Here is a 20,444-nt window from a genome sequence, read left to right on the forward strand (position 1 = left end):
CTCGATGACATTGCCGACAGCCACATACGCAAAGGGCGCAGCCCTGAAAAGCCGCAAATCTTTTTGTATCTATATCACGCTGATTATGCATACTACAACCGCTGGCGACACTTTTTTCTTGCCTTTTAGACAGACTATGTCTATAATTATGCGTACCTTTGCACCCATATATATAATAAGGTATGGCAAAACGGAGTGAAATATTGCTGGAAAAGATACGCATGGGCAACGCGATGACCATGCACGAGAAGTTGAGGTTGATAGTCGACCTCAGCGTACCGTCCATTCTGGCACAAATCACCACCGTACTCATGTTCTTCATCGACGCCGCCATGGTGGGACACCTCGGTGCGGCAGCCTCTGCCAGCATCGGACTCATCGAGTCGACCACCTGGCTCATGGGCAGTGTGATGGGAGCGGTATCTACCGGCTTCTCAGTCCAGGTGGCCCACTTCATCGGAGCCAACGACTTCGTGAGGGCACGCCAGGTATTCCGCCATGCCCTGGTGTGTGGCGCCGTGGTCAGCATGATGATACTGCTGGTGGGCGTTACCATCCACGGAGCACTACCCTACTGGCTGGGAGGCGGAGAGGACATCGCCGGCGACTCGTCGGCCTACTTCCTCATCTTCTCGTTGGCCATGCCCTTTATCCTGCTGTTCCACCTCAACTCAGCCATGCTCAAGAGCACGGGCAATATGCACATCCCCAGTCTGCTGAGCATCACGATGTGCATACTGGATGTGGTGTTCAACTACTTCTTCATCTACATCCTCGAACTCGGCGTGCGCGGTGCCGCTATGGGTACCTTCTGCGCCTTTGCCATCATCTCGCTCACCATGATGTGGGTTGCCACGAGGCGCAACCGCATCCTCGCCCTGCGCCAGGACACCGCCCCCTTCACCTGGGTATGGCTCTATGTGCGCAACGCCCTGCGCGTGGGTCTTCCCATAGCCATCCAGTCGGCGCTGATGAGTGGTGCCCAGGTAGTAAGCACACTGATAGTGGCGCCATTGGGCAACGTGGCCATCGCCGCCAACTCGTTTGCCATCACTGCCGAGAGTCTCTGCTATATGCCGGGCTATGGTATCGGCGACGCAGCGTCGACACTGGTGGGCCAGACCTATGGAGCGCGACGCGCAGACCTGTGCCGCAACTTCGCCTATATGACCGTGGCACTGGGCATGGGCGTGATGGCGGTGATGGGTGTGGTGATGTATGTCTTCGCCCCAGAGATGATAGGCATGCTGTCGCCCGTCGAAGAGATACGCCGCCTTGGCACCGAGGTGCTGCGCATCGAGGCTTTTGCTGAACCTTTCTTCGCCGCTTCTATCGTCACCTACAGCGTGTGTGTGGGTGCCGGCGACACCATCAAACCCGCTCTGCTCAACCTGGTTTCGATGTGGTGCGTGCGCCTGACGCTTGCTGCCCTGCTCGCCCCCACCTATGGGTTGCGCGGCGTATGGGTTGCCATGGCGATAGAGCTCACTTTCCGTGGTACTATATTTCTCTTCCGCCTCTTCAAAGGCAGATGGATGAGGGGCCTCGCTACCGTCTGACAAGTCTATCGATAGCCATTTGCGCAATTATTGCGCAACTTTTTTTGACGAAAATCAAAAAAAATAAAGAAAACACTATTATATTTCACAGATTTTTAGTAGATTTGCTCACAAATTGTAGTTATTCTGTCATGAAAGACAGTTCAACCGCAGTTGAAGACAGTTCGCCCGCACCCCGGGAGAACTCCAACCAACGTGAATATAAACTGATAATTAATAACTTAAACGAGTAATAATATGGACAAAACATTACGCAGCTCCTTATTGGATGGCTTACGGGGAGTAAAGCAAGCGTATCTCAAGCCTTGTGTGAAGACTCGCGGAATCGAGGCAGGCAATCTGCTCAACGCTTCTGTTGACACCACAGTTGACTCTGGTGACCTCGATCATGATGATGGTGGCGCCTTGGCCCCCAAGGACAACAATCTTAACTTGTGGGAGGACTAACCATGATGAAGAAACTGATGTTTTTCGCCGCCATGGTGGTGGCCCTGTTTGCCTCTTGCTCGTCTGACGATGAGCCGGTTAACGCTGGCGATGGCACGGCTAAGACAGTAAGCCTGTCTATCAATGCCGACCTTGCGGCAGCTTCGCGTGTAGGTTTTACACCCGATGGTGGCGGTCTGAAGACCTCCTTCCAGGAGGGCGATTACCTGATTGCCTATTTCCGTACGGCCGATGGCGGCTGGCTCAACAAGAGTACCATTCTATATTATGACCCGGCATCAGCCAATGGTACTAAGGGCACATTCCGTGCCAGCAATGTAGTGATACCCGAGGGCACTGGCCTGTTGCACATCCTCATCGGCACCACCAAGGGTGGCACGCCGTATATCGATGCTGCTGCCGGCAAGTGCGATCTTATTGATAATCTGAGCCAGCAGGATGGTACGCTCGAAAGTGCCGCCATGCACAGCGTGTTCCAGGCCGATATCTATACCGAGGGCAACCTTGCTTATAACAAGGACAACACTGAGGCCACACTGAGCAACGTTACCTTTAAGCCCAAAACCTCTGTCGTTAAGATAGATGCTACCTTCCCAGAGGGTGTCAAGGTAGAGAAGGGTACACCCCTTACTGTTACCACCGAGAGCACTTACAACCAGGTGCAGATTTCGAGTGGCAATCCCGGAGTAAAAAGTCTGCCTGTCAATGCTGAGGGCGAGGCTAAGTTTACCATCAAGGTGGCCGAGGTCAACGGCAATGTGGCTACAGCCTACATGACTATCTGGCCCGGTGTCAAGGACGATGAGTTTGCCGGTGTTAACATTTCGGCTACTATCAATGGTAAGATTTATACTGGCGACTATACCAAGACCAAAGAGGGCAAACTTGAGGCTGGTAAGCTCTATAAGATGGCTACAACATTGGCCTTCACTGCTGCCGAGACCCAGAAGATTTGGGTGAACGATAATGAGCAGGATGTAGTTGCCGTCAGTGGAACTGGCGATACCGATACCGACTGGCTCACCGTTGCCGGTGGCAAGATACATGCCAAGGCCAACGAGACCGGAGCACCCCGTACAGGTACCATCACTGTTGATGGCGTTCCTTATGAGATTACTCAGGTAGAGGCTAAGGACTTCAAGGGCAACTATACATTTACTACCAAGTCTTTTGCAGCCACTGGCTCTTTCATAGCAGCTAACGATCCTGTTTCCCTGGATGTAACTATCGGTGAGCCACGTAAGGCTGTTACGCTGACAGATGCCGATGGTAAAACCAAGCATACTAATAATGTTGGTATCAAGGGCTTGTTCTTCGACGCAGTGATGGATGCCGCCATCGAGATAGACTATGCTAACCGTACAGCTAAGATGGGTGTGTTCTATGATGCTCGTGCCGAGGAGGGTCAGCTCATTGCCGCCGACGGAGCAGCTAAGGGTAAGTATGCTCGCTTTATCCCAGCACTGGCAACACGCACTGCTGCAGCTTGGGCTAAGCCTTGGAAGTTTGACGAGACCAATTTGGGCGAACCCAATTACACTTGGGGTTGGTTCACCATTTCAGCTGACATGAAGACCATTGTCTACACCAACCGTGTGAACAACAATGTAGAGTTCTCTACCGTTTCGCAGTATAGCTCTACTATGAACCAGATAGTAGGTATAGACATCGTGCTTTCGGCTACTAACGATGCCACTGCCACGGTAAGTGGTTATGCCAATGTTTACCAGACCAATCCTAAGGGATACGCTGGTAACATTTTCAAGAGAAAGTAATACGATAACAGAGATATTCGTAAAATAATTACAGACACCTGCCCGCAAAGCGCTTGCTTTTCTGGCAGGTGTCTTTATTATATATAGGTGGCTACGAGCCATGGCGGTGCGCGCCGCGTGGCCCCTGTTACTCATGGAGAGCGTTATTTATATCATTATGAGTAACATTTTTTCTAAAAAATAGCATTACTTTATTTTTTTTAATTAACTTTGTTGGCAGAACCAGTAGCTATAACAGACTGGTATATTGCTATTCCAACCTTTATAATCTGTTGTGGCGACAGCCGCGCAGTTTATTCTAACCATACAGCATGAAAAAAGAAAACATTATGACCGCTTCTTGTAAATACGAGTACAAGAAACCCTTTTGCAAAGTGCGTTCTGTAGAATCCGGAAGTCCGCTCTGTAATGCCTCTGTTCCCGACGTCACCCCTGGAGGCGACATTGACGATCAGGGCAGTAACTCACCCTCTGAAATAGGAAAGGAGAATTTATGGAACTAAAGCGTCTATTCTTCGGAGCAGCCATCGCCGCTCTGATGGCCGGCTGCTCGTCAGCCGTGGATGACCCCAATGTAACCCCCGGCACCGGCAATGGTAAGCTCACCATTAGCGCCGGCATCGACGGAGCCGCCTCTACGCGCCTGTCCTTTACCGAACAGGGCGAGCAACCCAGCATTAAGGTGGCCTGGCAGAACACGGACCAGCTGCTGGTAGACTATGCTGCCAACCCAGAGGAGATGACGGCTTTCGCCATCGGCAAGATAAGTGCCGATGGGCACGATGCCGAGTTCACGGGTTCATTTACTACGCCACCCGCCCAGAAAACTACCGTGGGAGTGGCCGTGAAGAGTCCCGCCATGGAGGTTAATGGTGCCCTTGTCAAGGTAGACCTGTCCGAGCAGGCTGGTACGATAGACGAGCTGAGCAAGTACGACCTCGTAACAGGCTCCTGCGAGTACGACCCAGCTGCCAGTGGCGCCATGCAGGTTCGTCTGCATCACAAGATGACTTTTATCAAGGGCACGGTAGTCCTGCCGTTTACCCCCACCGCCTCGGCATACGCCCTTACGCTCAAGGCCGACAACATGGTCAATAAGTATTTTTATACATGTGCTGATGGTAGTACGAGCGATATCCAGGAAGGCGCTATCAAGCTGACCTCGGCCCGTGTCGATGGCAACAAGCTGACCTTCTATGCCGCCTTGACGGCTGGCACAAAGCGCAATCTGCGTGCCGATGTGGTTTCGCCCACTGGGCAGGCATATAACGACTTGCTGATAGCCAACGAGGTAAACCTGGAGGCTGGTAAGCTGTACACCGTGACCCGCAATAACGAGACTCTGAGCGACGTGTCGCTCTGGACGAGCGACGCGGCGTGGACCAAGACCTACGATGCGCCCGGCTACAAGATTACTACCATCGAGCGCATACCCGCTGAGGGCAGCGACTGGCTCAGTGTCACCTCAGACGGTACCAAGGTAACCGTGTCGGCTACCGCCAACACCACCGGAGCACCTCGCCAGGCCAAACTCATCTTCGGCAACGGCAGCCAGAAGACCACCATCGACCTCACCCAGATAGAAGAGACCGACTTCGCAGGCGTATGGGATATGACAGCCTTCAAGACATTCTACACCAAGGGCTCTGCCTCTACCACCAACTATGACAGCAAGTGGAGCGCCGCAGGCACCACGCCCAGCGACAACCGCACCGACCTGAAGATAGTGGATGGCGTGAACTACAACAACAAGACCGAGCTGAACCTGGTCAACAAGACCGGAAAGACCGTCACCGCATACGAGAGTCTGAGCCCGAACTCGCAGAAAGCCACCAACAACGTGAGCATCACCGGACTCTTCGAAAACCTGAAGACCGAAGCCCTCACCAAGGTCGACCACTCTGCCAAGCAGGCTACCGTGGGCATCTTCATCGACACCCATACCTCGACCAAGGCACAGCGCCTCTACACCGGACAGTATGCCGGAGAGTACGCAGCCCTGATGCCTGAGTTGAGCACCAAGATCAACGGCGGCTGGTCGTTCCAGTATGCCACCATCGGCGGCGTGCAGTACACATGGTATACAGGCACCGTGAGCGTAGTGGGTCATACCACCACCGTACGCTGGAACGCCAACACCAGCAAGATGTCTATGCTGAGAACCTCGGACAAAACACCCTCGCTCTATATCTGCGGTCTGCAGGTGATGCGCTATTACAACAACAGCATCTCTTCCACCAGCATGATACGCCAGAAGCCCGGCGGCTACTCAGCCTCCAACTTCGCTGCCTACGCCGTGACCTATCAGGGCGACATCGTCATCAAGCGCACCGCCTCGGGCTACAAGGATGTAGAGATAGGCGGCGGAAACAATTAATCCAACCCATCCAGCACACGAAAGAAGTATGAAGAAGATATTATATTCACTGCTCGCAGCTGCCCTGATGGCAGGTTGCAGCAACGTAGAGGAACAGGTGACACCCGGCAACGAGCCTGGCAACGACTTCGATGTCACCGCCTGCAAGATAGCCCCCACCCGCGTAGGTTATACCGAGGATGGCGGCGCCCTCACCGCCCAGTGGGAACAGACCGACCTCATCAGCATCTACGCCGATGCAGGTGTGAACCCCAACCGCGGTACCCTCAAATTTGTAAGCTATAAGGGAAGCGACAAGAGCAACGCCAACTTCAAGGGTCACTTCGACCGCGACGTAGCCACCACCACCCCCATCTACGCCTACGCCCAGTACCCCAATGTGTATAACCAAGCCGACGCCATCGTCAACGACCTGCACTTCCAGACCGGCAAGCTCACTGGCGAAGGTAGCGCCACTACCCACGACGTGCTCTTCGCCACCGGTACCTACGACCCCAACGCCACCGAGCCGCTGGCGCTCACCTTCCAGCGCAAGATGGCAATCGTGAAGCTCGACATGACGCTGCCCGACGAGGTGACCACCAAGCCCACAAGCGTGAGCATCATGGGTGCGGGTGTATATAATAATGTGTCGCTCAACATCGCCGACGCTACGCTGAAGACCGGCGAAGAGGGCGCCATCACCATAGACACCGAAGGCCTCGCCCTCAACGGCCACAGCCTTACCGTCTATGCAGCCCTCTACCCCAACGACATCAAGGCTCTGAAAGCCACTGTCAAGGTGGGCACCAAGGCATACATCGTCAACTTCGGCGACGTAGCCCTCACTGCCGGCGCCTTCAAGGCGGTAGCCTCTACCAGCGTCAATGCCATCGACAGCGACGTGACCGGCAAGGTGACCGACCAGAACGGCAACGCCATCGAGGGAGTAGTGGTCAGCGACGGTTTCACCTGTGTGAAGACCGACGCACAGGGCAAGTATGCCTTCAACCGCAACGCCAACGCCAAGTTTGTCTACTACACCGTGCCCGCCGACTGCGAGGTGCCCGTACACTCTGCCACCGACAACACCGCCAACATCTACCTGCCTCTCGCCGAGGGCACCTACGAGTACGACTTCAAGCTCACCAAGCTCGCCGGCGGCAAGGAGACCAACCACATGATGATTGTCATCGGCGACCCACAGGTGACCAACAAGTTCAACCCCTACTACGAGAGCGCCGACGACAACATGATTAACAAGAGCGACGTGATGCGCTTCACCGACGAGACCATGGCCGACATCAAGAAGACCATCGCCTCGCTGCCCGCCAGCACCCCCGTCTACGGCCTCACCATGGGCGACGACGTGCAGTACTACGGCGGTTTCAATGCCAACCTCGAAGCCGAAATCCGCGCCAAGCTCGGTTCGACCAAGATGCGCCTCTTCTCGGTCATCGGCAACCACGACCAGGACGGTAGCGCCCTCTACAAGAGCAAGTGGGAAGAGGCCTGGGGCCCCACCGACTACTCTTTCGACCGTGGCGACGTACACTATGTATGCTTCAACAACGTATACTTCTACTCTGGCGCCACTTACTACCAGCCCGGCGAGCTCACCAATGAGCAGATGGCTTGGCTCGAGAGCGACCTGAAGCTGGCCGACAAGAGCAAGATGGTGGTGCTGAGCTACCACATCCCGCTCACCTTCGGCAACCGCCGTCTCAGCGGTGCCACCGACATGGGCAGCGGCCACTATGCCTCTACCCGATTGGGCAAGATACTCACCCTGCTCAACCAGTTTGCCGGCTACCGTCTCTTCTGCGGTCACACCCACTTCGCTGTCAACAACGAGATAATCTTCGAGGGCAAGGAGGTTTATGAGCGCAGCCACGCCGCAGCCTGTGGCGACATCTGGCAGTCCAACATCAACATCGACGGTACCCCCAACGGCTACTATGTCTACACCATGGACGGTGCAACCATCAGCAACTGCTACTACAAGGGCGCCAACTGGGACAAGAACAAGCAGATGTCTGTATTCCGTGCCGACACCGACTTCAACGGTGAGAGCTATGCCGCCGACTGGCTGCTGGGCAAGGGCAAGGGTACCATCGTGGCCAATATCTTCAACGCCGACTCCAAGTGGAAGGTCTATGCCGTGGAAGGCGGCGTGAAGACCGAGATGACCCGTCTGCAGAGCACTCCCGGACAGGATGCCTTTGCCGTGGGTTACCACAAGAAGTATGCTGTAGCCAACAAGTACAACTTCTTCAGCAAGAACAACGGCTATCTGAAGATGAACCACTGGTATTCGTACATCCCCAAGGACGCCAACGCCGTGATCACCATCGAGGCCACCGACCCCTTCGGCAATACCTATACCGCAAGCAGCAAGGACGCCGTGACCGAGCCGTTCTATAACTATGCCCACTACTACGGCAAGTAACAAGACCAGATAAAACCATCAAAGCGGAAGTCGCACCCAGCCCTTCATCTGGGTGCGGCTTTTGCTTATAACGATAATCAGCAACAAGACAACCATACATGAGAAAGACAACCCTATTGACGGCTCTGGCCACCATGGCGCTCGCCATGCTCAGCCCCGTGCAGGCCACAGCCCAAAATGACACGCTGAAGTTTACCGGAACCATCACCGACCAGAAAGGACGCCCCATGCGCGGGGTGGTGGTGAGCAACGGGTTCACCTGCGTGCAGACCGACACCAAGGGCAACTACGAGCTGCCCTACAACAGCGCCACCAAGTTTGTATACTTCACCGTGCCCGCCGACTGCGAGGTGCCCACCCACTCAGCCACCGACAATACCGCCTGCTTCTACCGGCAGGTAGTAGACAGCGTGAAGCGTTATGACTTCCAGCTCACCCGTATGCCCCGAGGCAAGGAGAAAAGCTACAAGCTCATCGTCATCGGCGACCCGCAGGTGACCAATGCCTATGGCCCCTATTTCCAGGGCCCCAACGACAACGCCGTGCGCAAGAGCGACATAGACCGTTTCACCGACGAGACCATGGCCGACATCAAGAAGACCCTCGCCTCGCTGCCCGACGATATGCCCGTCTATGCGCTCAGCATGGGCGACAACGTGCAGTACTATGGTGGCTACAACGAGAAGCTGGAGGGCCAGATGCGCGCCGTGCTCGGCTCTACCCGCATGCGCACGTTCTCGGTCATCGGCAACCACGACCAGGACGGCAAGGCGCTCTTCAAGCGCAAGTGGGAAGAGGCATGGGGACCCACCGACTACTCCTTCGACCGCGGCAACGTGCACTATGTCTGCATCAACAATGTCATCTACTACCGGGGCGGTGCCTACTACCAGCCCGGCGAGCTCACCGACGAGCAGATGGCCTGGCTCGAGAGCGACCTCAGCCTGGTGCCCAAGAACAAGATGGTGGTGCTGAGCTACCACATCCCCTTCACCTTCGGCAACCGTACCCTCAAGCCCAATCCCAATGACATGGGCAAGGGCCACTACGCCTCCAACCGTCTGGAGAAGATACTCCTGATGCTCGACAAGTTCAAGGGCTACCAGCTCTTCTGCGGACACACCCACTTTGCCATCAACAACGAGATAGAACTCAACGGCCGTAAGGTGCTCGAGCGCTGTCATGCCGCCGCCTGTGGCGACATCTGGCAGTCCAACCTCAACATCGACGGTGTGCCCAATGGCTATTACGTCTACAGCGTCAAGGGTAACAAGATTGACGACTGTTATTATAAAGGTACGCGATGGGACAAGAGCCGCCAGATGACGCTCTTCCTCGCCGACACCGACTTCAATGGCGAGAGCTATGCCGCCGACTGGAACCTGCCGCGTGGCAAGGGCATCATCGTGGCCAATGTCTTCAACGCCGACTCGGGCTGGCGACTCTTCGCCATCGAGAATGGAGTGAAGACAGAGATGACCCGACTGCAGAAGACGCCCTGCCAGGACGCCTTTGCCGTGGGCTATCACCACAAGTATGTCAAGTCAAATCCCTACAACTTCTTCAGCAAGCGCAACGGTTACCTGAAGATGAACCACTGGTACTTCTACCAGCCCAAGGACCCCAAAGCGATTGTCACCATCGTGGCCAAAGACCGCTACGGCAACACCTACACTGAGACGAGCGACAAGGTGGTCACCGAGCCTTTCTACAACTATGCCCACTACTACGTGGACGAAGAGTAGACCGCCTCGCCCATAAAGCCGACACGCAGTAGCCGCATCCATAGATGCCGTTACTGCGTGTTTGTTTTGTACCCCCATGCGCCGCTCATCATCATCCATGCGCCCGGTGCTGCCGTTCTGGCCGCCGCCATCATGACGATAATCCTACGCTGTCATGGCAGTGGCGCTCGGCTGCCATTGCGTTGGCGCCCTGCACGGCTTGCGGCTGAGCGAATGTGGCGGTGGCTGGCATGGAGACGAAAAAAGGCGACCCTCTGTGGAGCCGCCTTCTTCAAAAGTGCATTTCTACACTTTCATTTTCTCTCTCAAAATTCTCTTTTTGTTATCCAAAAGCAAAGGACAGTCATCGCGACTACACCTGTGCATATGTCTAATTACCTAACTTAATACCTATGACAATCACTTATGTCTAAATGCAAATGCAAATGTTATCCTTATCTTTATTACCTTGAACAGAAATACCCTTATTTCTTATTTCTGATGCAAAGTTAAGCGTTTTCTGACATTTAGAAAGCATTCCTAAGGAAAAAGTTTACAAAATGATTATATTTTTGATATACATCAACATGCCAAAGATTGGCTCTATTGCTCCAGAGGCTGTAGATAGGCGTGCCCAAGGGGCTGATACGGGGAAGCAGAGCCTGATGCCCACCCGCCGATATCCATGGCAGACAGCCGCTTGCCGCCTTGGCTGGACGAGTCATGCCACCGCCCGCTCCGCCATCCGCCTTCGCTCGGCCCGCCATGCCCTCCGGCAAGACTGGAGATGAGAGTCAGCAGCTCGTATCGTAAGTCACGAGGCCACGTAACATAAGAAACGAAAGCCCGTATCATACGATACGCAGGCTCGTGCCTTACGATACGAGCCGGCAATGACGGTCGGCAGGGGCGCAAAGGCTCTGGAAAAGAGGGGAAAGATGGTCAGTAGACGCGCCGAGCGGGTCGGCAGAGTTGTGGTAATGACGCCATCATCCACGGAGCGATGCAGCAGAATTGGGGCATAAAACGCCGAAAAGACAAGGATAATGAAGAAAAATCAAAAAAAGATGAAGAAATATTTGGAGATATGGAATAATTATGGTATATTGCGCCACTTTTAACATGGGAAAGCATACAAACTGACCATCAACCAACTAACAAGTTTTATACAAATGATGAGACAACTTAAGATATCCAACAGCATCACCAATCGTGATCAGACTTTAGGCTCCTACCTCACCTGGATAGCCAAATTCCCCCTTCTCAATATAGAAGAGGAAATAGAACTCGCCCAGAAAATCAAGCGCGGCGGAACGGAGGGCGAGAAAGCCAGAGAGAAGTTGGTCACCTCCAACCTGCGCTTCGTGGTATCGGTCGCCAAGCAATACCAGCACCAGGGTTTGGCGCTCAGCGACCTCATCAACGAGGGCAACATAGGTCTGATGAAGGCTGCCGACAAGTTTGACGAGACCCGTGGCTTCAAGTTCATCTCCTATGCAGTGTGGTGGATACGCCAGAGCGTGCTGCAAGCCATCTCGGAGCAGGGCCGCATGGTGCGTCTGCCGCTCAATGTGGAGGGCGTGCTGCACACCATAGCCAACGCCACCAACGACTTCATGCAGAAACACCAGCGGCTGCCCTCGGTCGACGAACTGGCAGCCATCACCAATGTAGACCCTGAAAAAATCGGTCAGGTGCTGAAGAGCCACGGCCCTCATACCAGCATCGACACGCCCCTGCAGTCTGGCGAAGACACGACGATAGCCGACACGATACAGGCCGACAGCAAATGGAGCCCCGACAAGGAGGCCGACTCAAAGAGTCTCACCGACGAGCTCTGCCAGGTCATGCAGAAGGTGCTCAAGGAGCGCGAGATGACCATCGTGAGATACTGCTTCGGCATAGGCTGTCCCGAAAAGGGACTGGAAGAGATAGGCGACCTGTTCAATCTCACCCGCGAGCGCGTGCGCCAGATACGCGAGCGCTGCATCCTCAAGCTCAAAGGCAGCGACCAGGCCCACATTCTCGCCAAGTACTTGGGGTAGGCGCCCACCTTATTATATATATAGCGCAGGGACAGACTCCTTGCCAGCACTGCAGCCAGGGCACTACCCACAGAGGGTGGTGCCCTGCCGCTTGCTGCCCCCGGCAAGGCTGTGGATGGGAAGGGCTACAGCGACGATAGGGAAAAAAAATATCCGCAATACCAGTCGGTCGGTATTGCGGATAATTGTAGTATGCTGTGTATTTGCTTTCTGTACAGTCGCCAGCTCGGCTTACGGTCGGGTTGTTCCGGGACGATGGAACGAAACCAGCGTGAGGTCGAACACCAGCGTAGAGTAGCCCGGAATAGATGTGGTGGCACCACTGGGGGCGTAGGTCGACTTGCCGTAACCCAGAGCGTAGGGAATGGTGACACGCCAGCGGTCGCCGGGGTGCATATTGAGCAGCGCTGTGGTGAAACCGTCGATGAAGGTCGACGCGGTGTAGGTCGTGGAGTTCATCGTGGTGAGGTCGTAGTCTCCCGTCCATGTCTGATCGAACACATATCCTGCGGGGTACGATGTCGTGGGGATAAAGCAACCACGGTAGTGTATCGTCACGGAGTCGGTGTACATAGGACTCTCGGTGCTGGTTCCCTCGTGGAGCACTTCGGCTACGATGTAATTGTCGGGGTTTGTGGCCACATTCTCGGGCAAGTCCCAACTGCGTATTACCTTGTACCTGGCTGGATTGCTCTTGGCTGTCTGGTAGAGATTGTTGAAGTAAGTCTCATTGCGATTCTGCCAATCCTCAAACTCGCTGGGCTCGCCGGGGGTCTCGGAGCACGATGCCATCACGAGAGGCAATGCCATCAATAAGAATTTTACGATATTCTTTATCATCTATTATACTATGTATATCCTCCCTGCCGTCGGTGGACAACAGGGAGGATGTGAAAAAATCAATTGAGCTTCTTGAGCAGACTGGTGATGCTCACGCGGTCTTCGATGATGGCGCGGAGCTGGTCTACAGGCACACGCTCCTGCTTCATCGTGTCGCGATAGCGCAGGGTAACGGTGTTGTCGGTAAGGGTATCGCCATCGACGGTGACACAGAAGGGAGTACCGATGGCATCCTGGCGGCGGTAACGCTTGCCGATAGAGTCCTTGGCCTCGATATGTGTGTTGAAGTGGAACTTCAGGTCATTGACAATCTCCTGTGCCTTCTCGGGCAGTCCGTCCTTGTTGACCAGGGGCAGCACGGCACACTTGACGGGAGCCAGTGGCTCGGGCAACTTGAGCACTACGCGGCTGCCGTTCTCGAGCTGTTCCTCGGTGTAGGCATGGCACATCACGCTGAGGAACATACGGTCTACGCCGATAGATGTTTCAACATCGTAAGGTACATAGCTCTCATTGGTTTCGGGGTCAAAATACTTGATTTGACGACCACTGTACTTCTCATGCTGAGAGAGATCGAAGTTAGTACGTGAGTGAATACCCTCAACCTCCTTGAAGCCGAATGGCATGCGGAACTCGATGTCGGTGGCGGCATTGGCGTAGTGAGCCAACTTCTCGTGGTCGTGGAAGCGATAGTTCTCGGCGCCCATGCCAAGAGCCTCGTGCCACTTGAGGCGATACTGCTTCCAGTACTCGAACCACTTCATCTCCGTGCCGGGCTGGCAGAAGAACTGCATCTCCATCTGCTCAAACTCACGCATACGGAATACGAACTGGCGGGCCACTATCTCGTTGCGGAAAGCCTTTCCTATCTGTGCGATACCGAAGGGCAGCTTCATGCGGCCGGTCTTCTGCACGTTGAGGTAGTTGACAAAGATACCCTGGGCGGTCTCGGGACGCAGGTAAATCTTGTTGGTAGTGTCGGAAACAGAACCCATCTCGGTAGAGAACATCAGGTTGAACTGGCGCACATCTGTCCAGTTCTTGGTGCCGCTGATGGGGTCTACGATGTTCTCGTCGAGGATTATCTGCTTCAGCTCCTCAAGGTTGGGACCCTGCATTGCCTCGGTGTAACGTGCATGAAGAGCGTCGCGCTTCTGCTGATGCTCGAGCACACGGGGATTGGTAGCGCGGAATTTCTGCTCATCAAAGGCGTCGCCGAACTTCTTGGCGGCTTTGGCAACCTCCTTGTCTATCTTCTCCTCGTACTTGGCTATCTGGTCTTCGATGAGCACGTCGGCACGATAACGCTTCTTGGAGTCGCGGTTATCGATAAGTGGGTCGTTGAACGCATCGACGTGGCCGGAAGCCTTCCACACGGTCGGGTGCATGAAGATGGCGGCGTCGATACCCACGATATTGCTGTGCATCAGCACCATCGACTTCCACCAATATTCCTTGATATTATTCTTAAGCTCAACGCCGTTCTGACCGTAGTCATACACGGCGGCGAGACCGTCGTAAATGTCTGAACTGGGAAAAACAAAGCCATACTCTTTGCAATGGCTGACTATTTTCTTGAAAACATCTTCTTGTGCCATAATTGATTTATCTTCGTTAAATGCTGACTGCAAAGGTACTACAAAAAATAGATACCCGCTAAGATATAGTCGTTTATTTTTCGGTTTTAATCAAAAATTAACTACTCATACAGACGCACCGGACCCAGCAGACCCATAGAGCGCAGAGGGTGATTGCGCTTGATTACATAGCGCTGTGCCACCTTGTTGTCCTTGAGGGTATGCATGTAATTGCCCATGAGGGTGGTCACCTTGACCTCGATGGTGTTGGCACCGGCATGGAGCATGCCTTCGACGTCGATGACGCGGTCGCCAAACCACTGCACCCCGGCTGGGCGTCCATTGATCTTGACCTCGGCTATCTCGCACACGCGTCCTAAGTTAAGGTATTTGGGCATGCGTCCGCTCTCCACATTGACGGTGGTGGTGTAGGTGATATCGCCCATGAAGTGGGAGTACTCCGTGTTCTTCAGGTCCTGCAGGCTGTCGGGCATGGCCATCGTCTTGACCCATCCCTCGCGCGAGTGGTGCAGGCTGGCGGTCCAGTTGCCCAACTCGATGTACTGCTCGCCCTGCAGAGGCTTGCGCTTGTAGACGGGGGCCTTGGCCTTGACATCATTGAAGACCACGAAAAAGGCCTCAGCGGGACCCATGTCGAGGTGCAGACGCTGGCCGTCGAGCTTGAGCGTATAGCGCTTGCCGTCGGCGGGGTCGTAGAGCCATGCCGACTTGCCACGGGTCATGCTCTCGGGGAAGACCACATCGGTCTGCTTGCTGTCTTTCAGGTTGACATTGGCAAAGAAGAAGAGGTCGGAACCATCGTCGGCCTTGTATCTGTTCTGGAGCACAAAGCGGTCGGGGTTGGTGATGGTAACGGCGTGGGAGAGCTGATACTTGTCCATCACGTTGCGATACCACTCGAGATACTTGCCGTCCTGGGGCTTCTCGAGCAGCACGAAGCGGTCGGCGTAGCCCTTGAGCTCGTCAACGGTGGCACGCATCTTGGCGTCGCGCTCCTGATAGTCCTTCAGACCGAGCGAGCGCTGGGGATAGGTGCCGATGCAGAACACGCGGCCGCCACCACGGACAAACTCGAGCAGCTTGTCCATCACGCCCTGGGTAGTGCCCTTGACTTCGGGCAGGAAGATAGCCGAATAGCTCTTGGGGCCATAGCAGAGATGGCCATCGCGCACGTCGCATTTCTCGATGATGCTCTCACTGAGATAGTCGGCGCCGCCGCCATTCTTATGGATGGCTTCCCAGATGAGGGAAGTATAGGTCACGTTGAGGTCGCGGGGAAACGGCTCGGTCTGCACGCCCATCTCGGTCCACAGGTCGGCGTTGGGGGGCAGTATGGCAATGTCGGTCTGCATGTCCACATTCTGCAGGATGCTGCTCACGCGGGCACGGTAGTTGTTCAGATACTTCCAGTAGGGGAACCATGTGTTCTTCTCGTTATAGTAGCTGCCATACTGGACCCATCCGGGGAATGCCACATCGCGCGGGCTGTAGTTGAAGCCATGCCATACGGAGTGGGTAACACCCGAGAAGGCCGACATGTCGGTGCCTATCTTGATAAGTTCGAGCGGGGTATTGAAGACGAGATACGTATTGGTCATCTCCTCACAGCTCACGAGGCGCTTGCCGGTAAGGTGGGCTGCCGAAGAGACATACTTGTCTATCATCGTATATCCGCGGCCACGGCGGTAGTCCTTATCGCCCATCTCTTCACCCAGACGGTGGCGCAACCAGTTGGTAGTCCACGACTCGCCTTCGGGAATGTCGTAGGAGAGGGATGACTCGAGTGGGAAGAAGCCTCGTCCGTAAGCCTGGGCACGCGACTTGACGCCCTTTTCCTTGCACCATGAGGTGAAGGTATTGGTATATCGCTCCTGCAGCAACTCTGCCTTGGTCAGCTCGAAGTCGTAGCGCACGCGGTCTACCTGGTTCTTGAAGTCGGGGCCCTTCTTGGCACCGAAGATATAGCTCTCCACATCGCCCAGGCGTCCTACCTTGAACATGGTGAAGGGCAGCCAGGGCATCACGTCATAACCGCGACGGCGCTTGAACTCCTCGCGGAAGTCGTCGGTCCAGTTGGTGCCCTCGAGCTCCATACTGTCGACGAAGAACGAACGCAACCAGCGCGAGAGGGGACCCGTCTTGGTCTCAATGGTATTGTACATATTGTCGAGATAACGGCGTACGGCACCCGCATTCATGTGGTCGAGTATGCTGCCGGCTGCTCCGGGAGCGCCGTTGATGACCGATGCGAAGGAGTCGAAACGCACCATGGCGTAGAGCTGATACTTGCCCTCGGCGGGGGTGTCTACTACGTAGTTGCCATTGGCAAACTCGGCGGTGACATCCTTGGCCTGGCGGAAGTCATTGATGGAATCGGGCACGAGATAAGCTATCTCCAAGCGGGGCTCGCGGGCTGAGTTGGTGATAGACACTCCAGGGTCGAGGCGCTTGAACAGGTCAAACTTGGAGAACTCGTAATGACGGCCAGGAGTCAGAGGGATGGCAGCGGTAAGCAGCACCGATGCACGGTCTTTGTGGGGCAGAGTCTCGCTGCCGAAGGGCCATCCCGAACCGATGAGCAGGTCGCAGGTCATGCCGATGCGGCGTGCCTCGGTCAGCGTGGTATCGAGGGCCTCAAGCCAGGGCTGGCTGAGCCAGGTGAGCTGCTTGTAGCCGTGCTGGTCGGCACCGTAGGGCAGCGAGATGGGATTAATCTCGACACCACCGATGCCTGCATCGCGCAACAAGTGGAGCTCGCGCACAAGCTCCTTGCCTACGACGGCATCGCCGTTCCACCACCAGCGCACGAAGGGACGATAGCGGCTGTCCGGGTTCTGAAACTGGGCATACAACGCCTGCGCCGAGAGCTTGCTCGGCTTATTGTCGGCATGCACGGGCATCAGCGCCATGGCCGACAGGATTAGGGTAAAGATAACATTTTTCATAATTGGTAACAAAATTACCATGATTAGGCGGGGAAGGCTAACCATAATCGTTAAAACTCACTAAAATATCATTATTCATAGGCGAATAACAAAAAGAGAGAGCCCGAGCGAGAAGGCTGTGGCCTCCGTCACTCGGGCTCTGGTTATGGGGATGATTATGCGTTTACATATCTTCGGCGAAGAGAGGGTCTTCGGGCATAACCATTACTGGCTTCTGGTCGAACTCACGAAGGAAGTTCTCGGGCACATACTCCTTGTTGACAACGAGGCGGAACATGTAGTCGCGGAACCAGCGGTCGGTCATGATGAAGCATCCACCGAAGCCGTTGTCAGCTCCCCAGCTGTTTTCCACCTTCCACTTCACGGGCTTGCCGTCCTTATCCAGGTCTACGGCGGTGAGGGTCATGGCGTGGGTAGAGCCGCTGTCGAAGGTTTCGATGCGCTGGGCCTTGTCCATGCCGAAGGTGATGCCGAAGAGCGAGCCGTAGTCAAAGTTCTCAGTGTCGAGATAGCCGCGCTTGCGGTCGAGCTGCTTGCCCACATCGTAGCTGGAGTACATCTTGCTGCCACCCTTGATACTGGCTATGGCAAGCTGGGCAATATCGTCCATAGGCAGGTTGAGATACTTCCAGTTGTGGCCGTCATAGGTGTGGCGGTCATACTCCACCTCGTAGGTCTTGTGGTATTCGCGGCGAGGGTCGTTCATCACCATAATGAAGGAGCCGTTGAGCGAGTGGCCTACGGTCTCATCGTAGAACGACTTGGGGGTATAGCGCTTGGCGGGAGTCAGGGTGCGTCCGTTCTTGTCGGTGAAGGCGTAGGTAAACTCCTGCACGGGTTCGCCGATGGTAAGAGCCAGGATGTGGTAGATGGTGCCCAGCATCTCGGTCTTGCGCTTGCGGATGTCCTGAGCCTTCTTGCCGGCAGCCACCATCGAGCGCAGCTCAAGACCATACTCACGCAGTTTGGAAGAGATAATCCTTGCCATGCGGCTGGTATTGTCAGACGAGTAGGTCTCGGGCATCACTGCCATAGGCACCAGACCGTACTTCTCGGCGAGGTCGGCCACGCCACAGAAGGTACCGCCATCGTTGATGGGGTGCTGGAAGAAGAAGCGCACACGCTGGTCGTCGATGGGCTTGCGGGCATTGTCGATGACGCCTTGGAGCATGAGGTTGGCCTTCTCCAGCTGGTCGTAGAAGAAGAGATAAGCCTGTGAATACTCTACACAGAGGCTGTCCTGATGCTGCTTGGCAAAGTTGGCGCGCAGCACATTGAAGCCAGAGAACATCCAGCAGCGGCCCGAACTGCGTTGGTTGTGAATCTTCTGCTTGGGAGTCTCGTTGCTGAAGTGGGTGTCTACAGGGCGTTTGGCAGCATAATTCTTCGCCAGGTCGTCGATAGAGTTGGCGGCAATGGCATTAAAGAGCGCCTTGTCTTGAGCCGCTGTAGGCTGAGCCTTGCGGATGGCAGCAAGCATATCATTGCTGAGCCCGCCGTCATGCTTCTGCGCCGAGGCGGTAACCGCTCCCATCAGCGCCAGAGCAATAAGAAGTGTCTTTTGTTTCATCATCGTTTATAATAAATTAGTAATTACTGTCTATGATGCTACAAAGTTAGCACTTTCTGCCGAGCCGAAGGGGATAAAAATGATAAAATCTCTGATGATAATGCGAAAAAACAGCCCGGCGGGATTAATCTTTGGCCTCGGGATGCTCGACATCGCGGCGCGACTTCGACTTGGTGACGAGCCATACGCCCGAGAAGACGAGGATTACCGCCAGCGCCTGACTCAGCGTGAAGACGGCCAGACCCGTAAGCACCGACACGGTGACCGACACGATGGGTTGCACATAATTGTAAACGCTCACCACGGTGGGGCGCAGCACCTGCTGGCCAGCCATCATCAACAGGTAGCTCACAAACGTGCCGAAGAAGACCACAAAGCCTGCCTCTGCCCAGGTGGTAAGAGCCACTGCCGACCAGTCGTTGGCCATCAGGTGGGGCGAGGCTATGGGCAGGATGTAGAGCGATGCCCAGAGAAACATCCACTTGTTGACGGTGATGACGGAATAGCGGCGCACCAGCTTGCTGAACAGCGCCAGATAGAGGGCAAACGACAACTGGGCCATCATGCACAGCACGTCGCCTCGCAAGTCGCCCACCCGGGCGTTGGCTGCCGACACGCTGCTCACGATCAGGATGACGGCGCCGCCACAGCCCATCGCTACCCCACCCGCCTTCATCGCCGACAGGGGCTCGCGCAGGATGAAGAACGACAGCACCATGGCGAAGATGGGCATCGATGTGGTGACGATGCTGGCATTGACGGGCGAGGTGATGCCCAGTCCGATGGTATACATGCACTGGTTGAACACGATGCCAAACAGTGCCGCCACAGCCAACAACAGCACATCGCGGCGTGCCATGCGCTCACGGGGCGCAAAGAGCGACGCCGTCCAGAACAGCAGCGCGGCGCCTGCCACGCGGAGCGATACCAGACAGATGCCGTCGATGCCGTGGGCCATGGCATCCTTGCCCACCGGAGCCATAAGGCCCCAAAAGATTTCGGCGAAGAGCAGACTCAGATGGGCCTTGAGCGCACGATTGTCATTCATAATCTTATTAATAGTTAAATTTCGGGGGCAAAGGTAAACAAATAAGCCATAAATGGGTGCAAGGCAAGGCTTTTTTTCGTAAATTTGT

General features: G+C 55.1%; 13 protein-coding genes. 8 read left to right on the forward strand and 5 right to left on the reverse strand.

Annotated elements, in window-relative coordinates:
- The first annotated feature begins 182 nt into the window (after positions 1-182).
- The 8 genes from CIK95_RS10820 to CIK95_RS10855 all read left to right on the forward strand — a co-directional run bounded on the left by CIK95_RS10820 (position 183) and on the right by CIK95_RS10855 (position 12,355).
- Positions 183-1,559 (forward strand): MATE family efflux transporter, encoded by a 1,377-nt coding sequence (locus tag CIK95_RS10820; RefSeq protein WP_094388730.1) that lies wholly within the window; start codon positions 183-185, stop codon positions 1,557-1,559.
- A 237-nt stretch (positions 1,560-1,796) separates the two neighbouring features.
- Positions 1,797-2,006 (forward strand): hypothetical protein, encoded by a 210-nt coding sequence (locus tag CIK95_RS10825; RefSeq protein WP_094466988.1) that lies wholly within the window; start codon positions 1,797-1,799, stop codon positions 2,004-2,006.
- A gap of 2 nt (positions 2,007-2,008) precedes the next feature.
- The gene (locus CIK95_RS10830) at positions 2,009-3,781 is read left to right on the forward strand and encodes a hypothetical protein (RefSeq protein WP_094466989.1); all 1,773 of its coding nucleotides are present in this window, start codon (positions 2,009-2,011) and stop codon (positions 3,779-3,781) included.
- Positions 3,782-4,274: 493 nt separating this feature from the next.
- Positions 4,275-6,158: a BACON domain-containing protein gene (locus CIK95_RS10835; RefSeq protein WP_094466990.1), complete on the forward strand. Its 1,884-nt coding sequence runs from the start codon at positions 4,275-4,277 to the stop codon at positions 6,156-6,158.
- A 28-nt stretch (positions 6,159-6,186) separates the two neighbouring features.
- Complete coding sequence (locus tag CIK95_RS10840; RefSeq protein WP_254046460.1) at positions 6,187-8,586, forward strand: calcineurin-like phosphoesterase C-terminal domain-containing protein; 2,400 nt, start codon at positions 6,187-6,189, stop codon at positions 8,584-8,586.
- A 98-nt stretch (positions 8,587-8,684) separates the two neighbouring features.
- Complete coding sequence (locus tag CIK95_RS10845; RefSeq protein ID WP_094466991.1) at positions 8,685-10,331, forward strand: calcineurin-like phosphoesterase family protein; 1,647 nt, start codon at positions 8,685-8,687, stop codon at positions 10,329-10,331.
- 539 nt (positions 10,332-10,870) lie between these two features.
- A complete protein-coding gene (locus tag CIK95_RS10850) occupies positions 10,871-11,101 on the forward strand; it encodes a hypothetical protein (protein WP_094466992.1) in 231 nt (76 codons plus the stop codon).
- A 384-nt stretch (positions 11,102-11,485) separates the two neighbouring features.
- Positions 11,486-12,355, forward strand: a complete 870-nt coding sequence (locus tag CIK95_RS10855) for an RNA polymerase sigma factor RpoD/SigA (protein WP_094467053.1) — start codon at positions 11,486-11,488, stop codon at positions 12,353-12,355.
- 231 nt (positions 12,356-12,586) lie between these two features.
- On the opposite strand, the gene CIK95_RS10860 is transcribed toward CIK95_RS10855, so the two are convergent.
- From CIK95_RS10860 to CIK95_RS10880, 5 genes are all read right to left on the reverse strand, one after another.
- The gene (locus CIK95_RS10860) at positions 12,587-13,195 is read right to left on the reverse strand and encodes an FKBP-type peptidyl-prolyl cis-trans isomerase (protein WP_094384932.1); all 609 of its coding nucleotides are present in this window, start codon (positions 13,193-13,195) and stop codon (positions 12,587-12,589) included.
- A 59-nt stretch (positions 13,196-13,254) separates the two neighbouring features.
- Positions 13,255-14,793 carry a glycine--tRNA ligase gene (locus CIK95_RS10865; RefSeq protein WP_094384930.1) on the reverse strand — a complete coding sequence of 513 codons (1,539 nt, stop codon included), beginning with the start codon at positions 14,791-14,793 and terminating at the stop codon, positions 13,255-13,257.
- Positions 14,794-14,894: 101 nt separating this feature from the next.
- Positions 14,895-17,738, reverse strand: coding sequence for a glycosyl hydrolase (locus CIK95_RS10870; protein ID WP_158214759.1), 2,844 nt, complete (start codon positions 17,736-17,738; stop codon positions 14,895-14,897).
- Positions 17,739-17,901: 163 nt separating this feature from the next.
- A complete protein-coding gene (locus CIK95_RS10875; protein WP_094388743.1) occupies positions 17,902-19,308 on the reverse strand; it encodes an aminopeptidase C in 1,407 nt (468 codons plus the stop codon).
- Between the two features lie 124 nt (positions 19,309-19,432).
- Positions 19,433-20,356: a DMT family transporter gene (locus tag CIK95_RS10880; RefSeq protein WP_094384924.1), complete on the reverse strand. Its 924-nt coding sequence runs from the start codon at positions 20,354-20,356 to the stop codon at positions 19,433-19,435.
- Between the last annotated feature and the right edge of the window lie 88 nt (positions 20,357-20,444).

Origin of the sequence: Prevotella sp. P5-108 (assembly GCF_002251385.1) — a bacterium.
In the GTDB taxonomy this organism is placed as follows: Bacteria; Bacteroidota; Bacteroidia; order Bacteroidales; family Bacteroidaceae; genus Prevotella.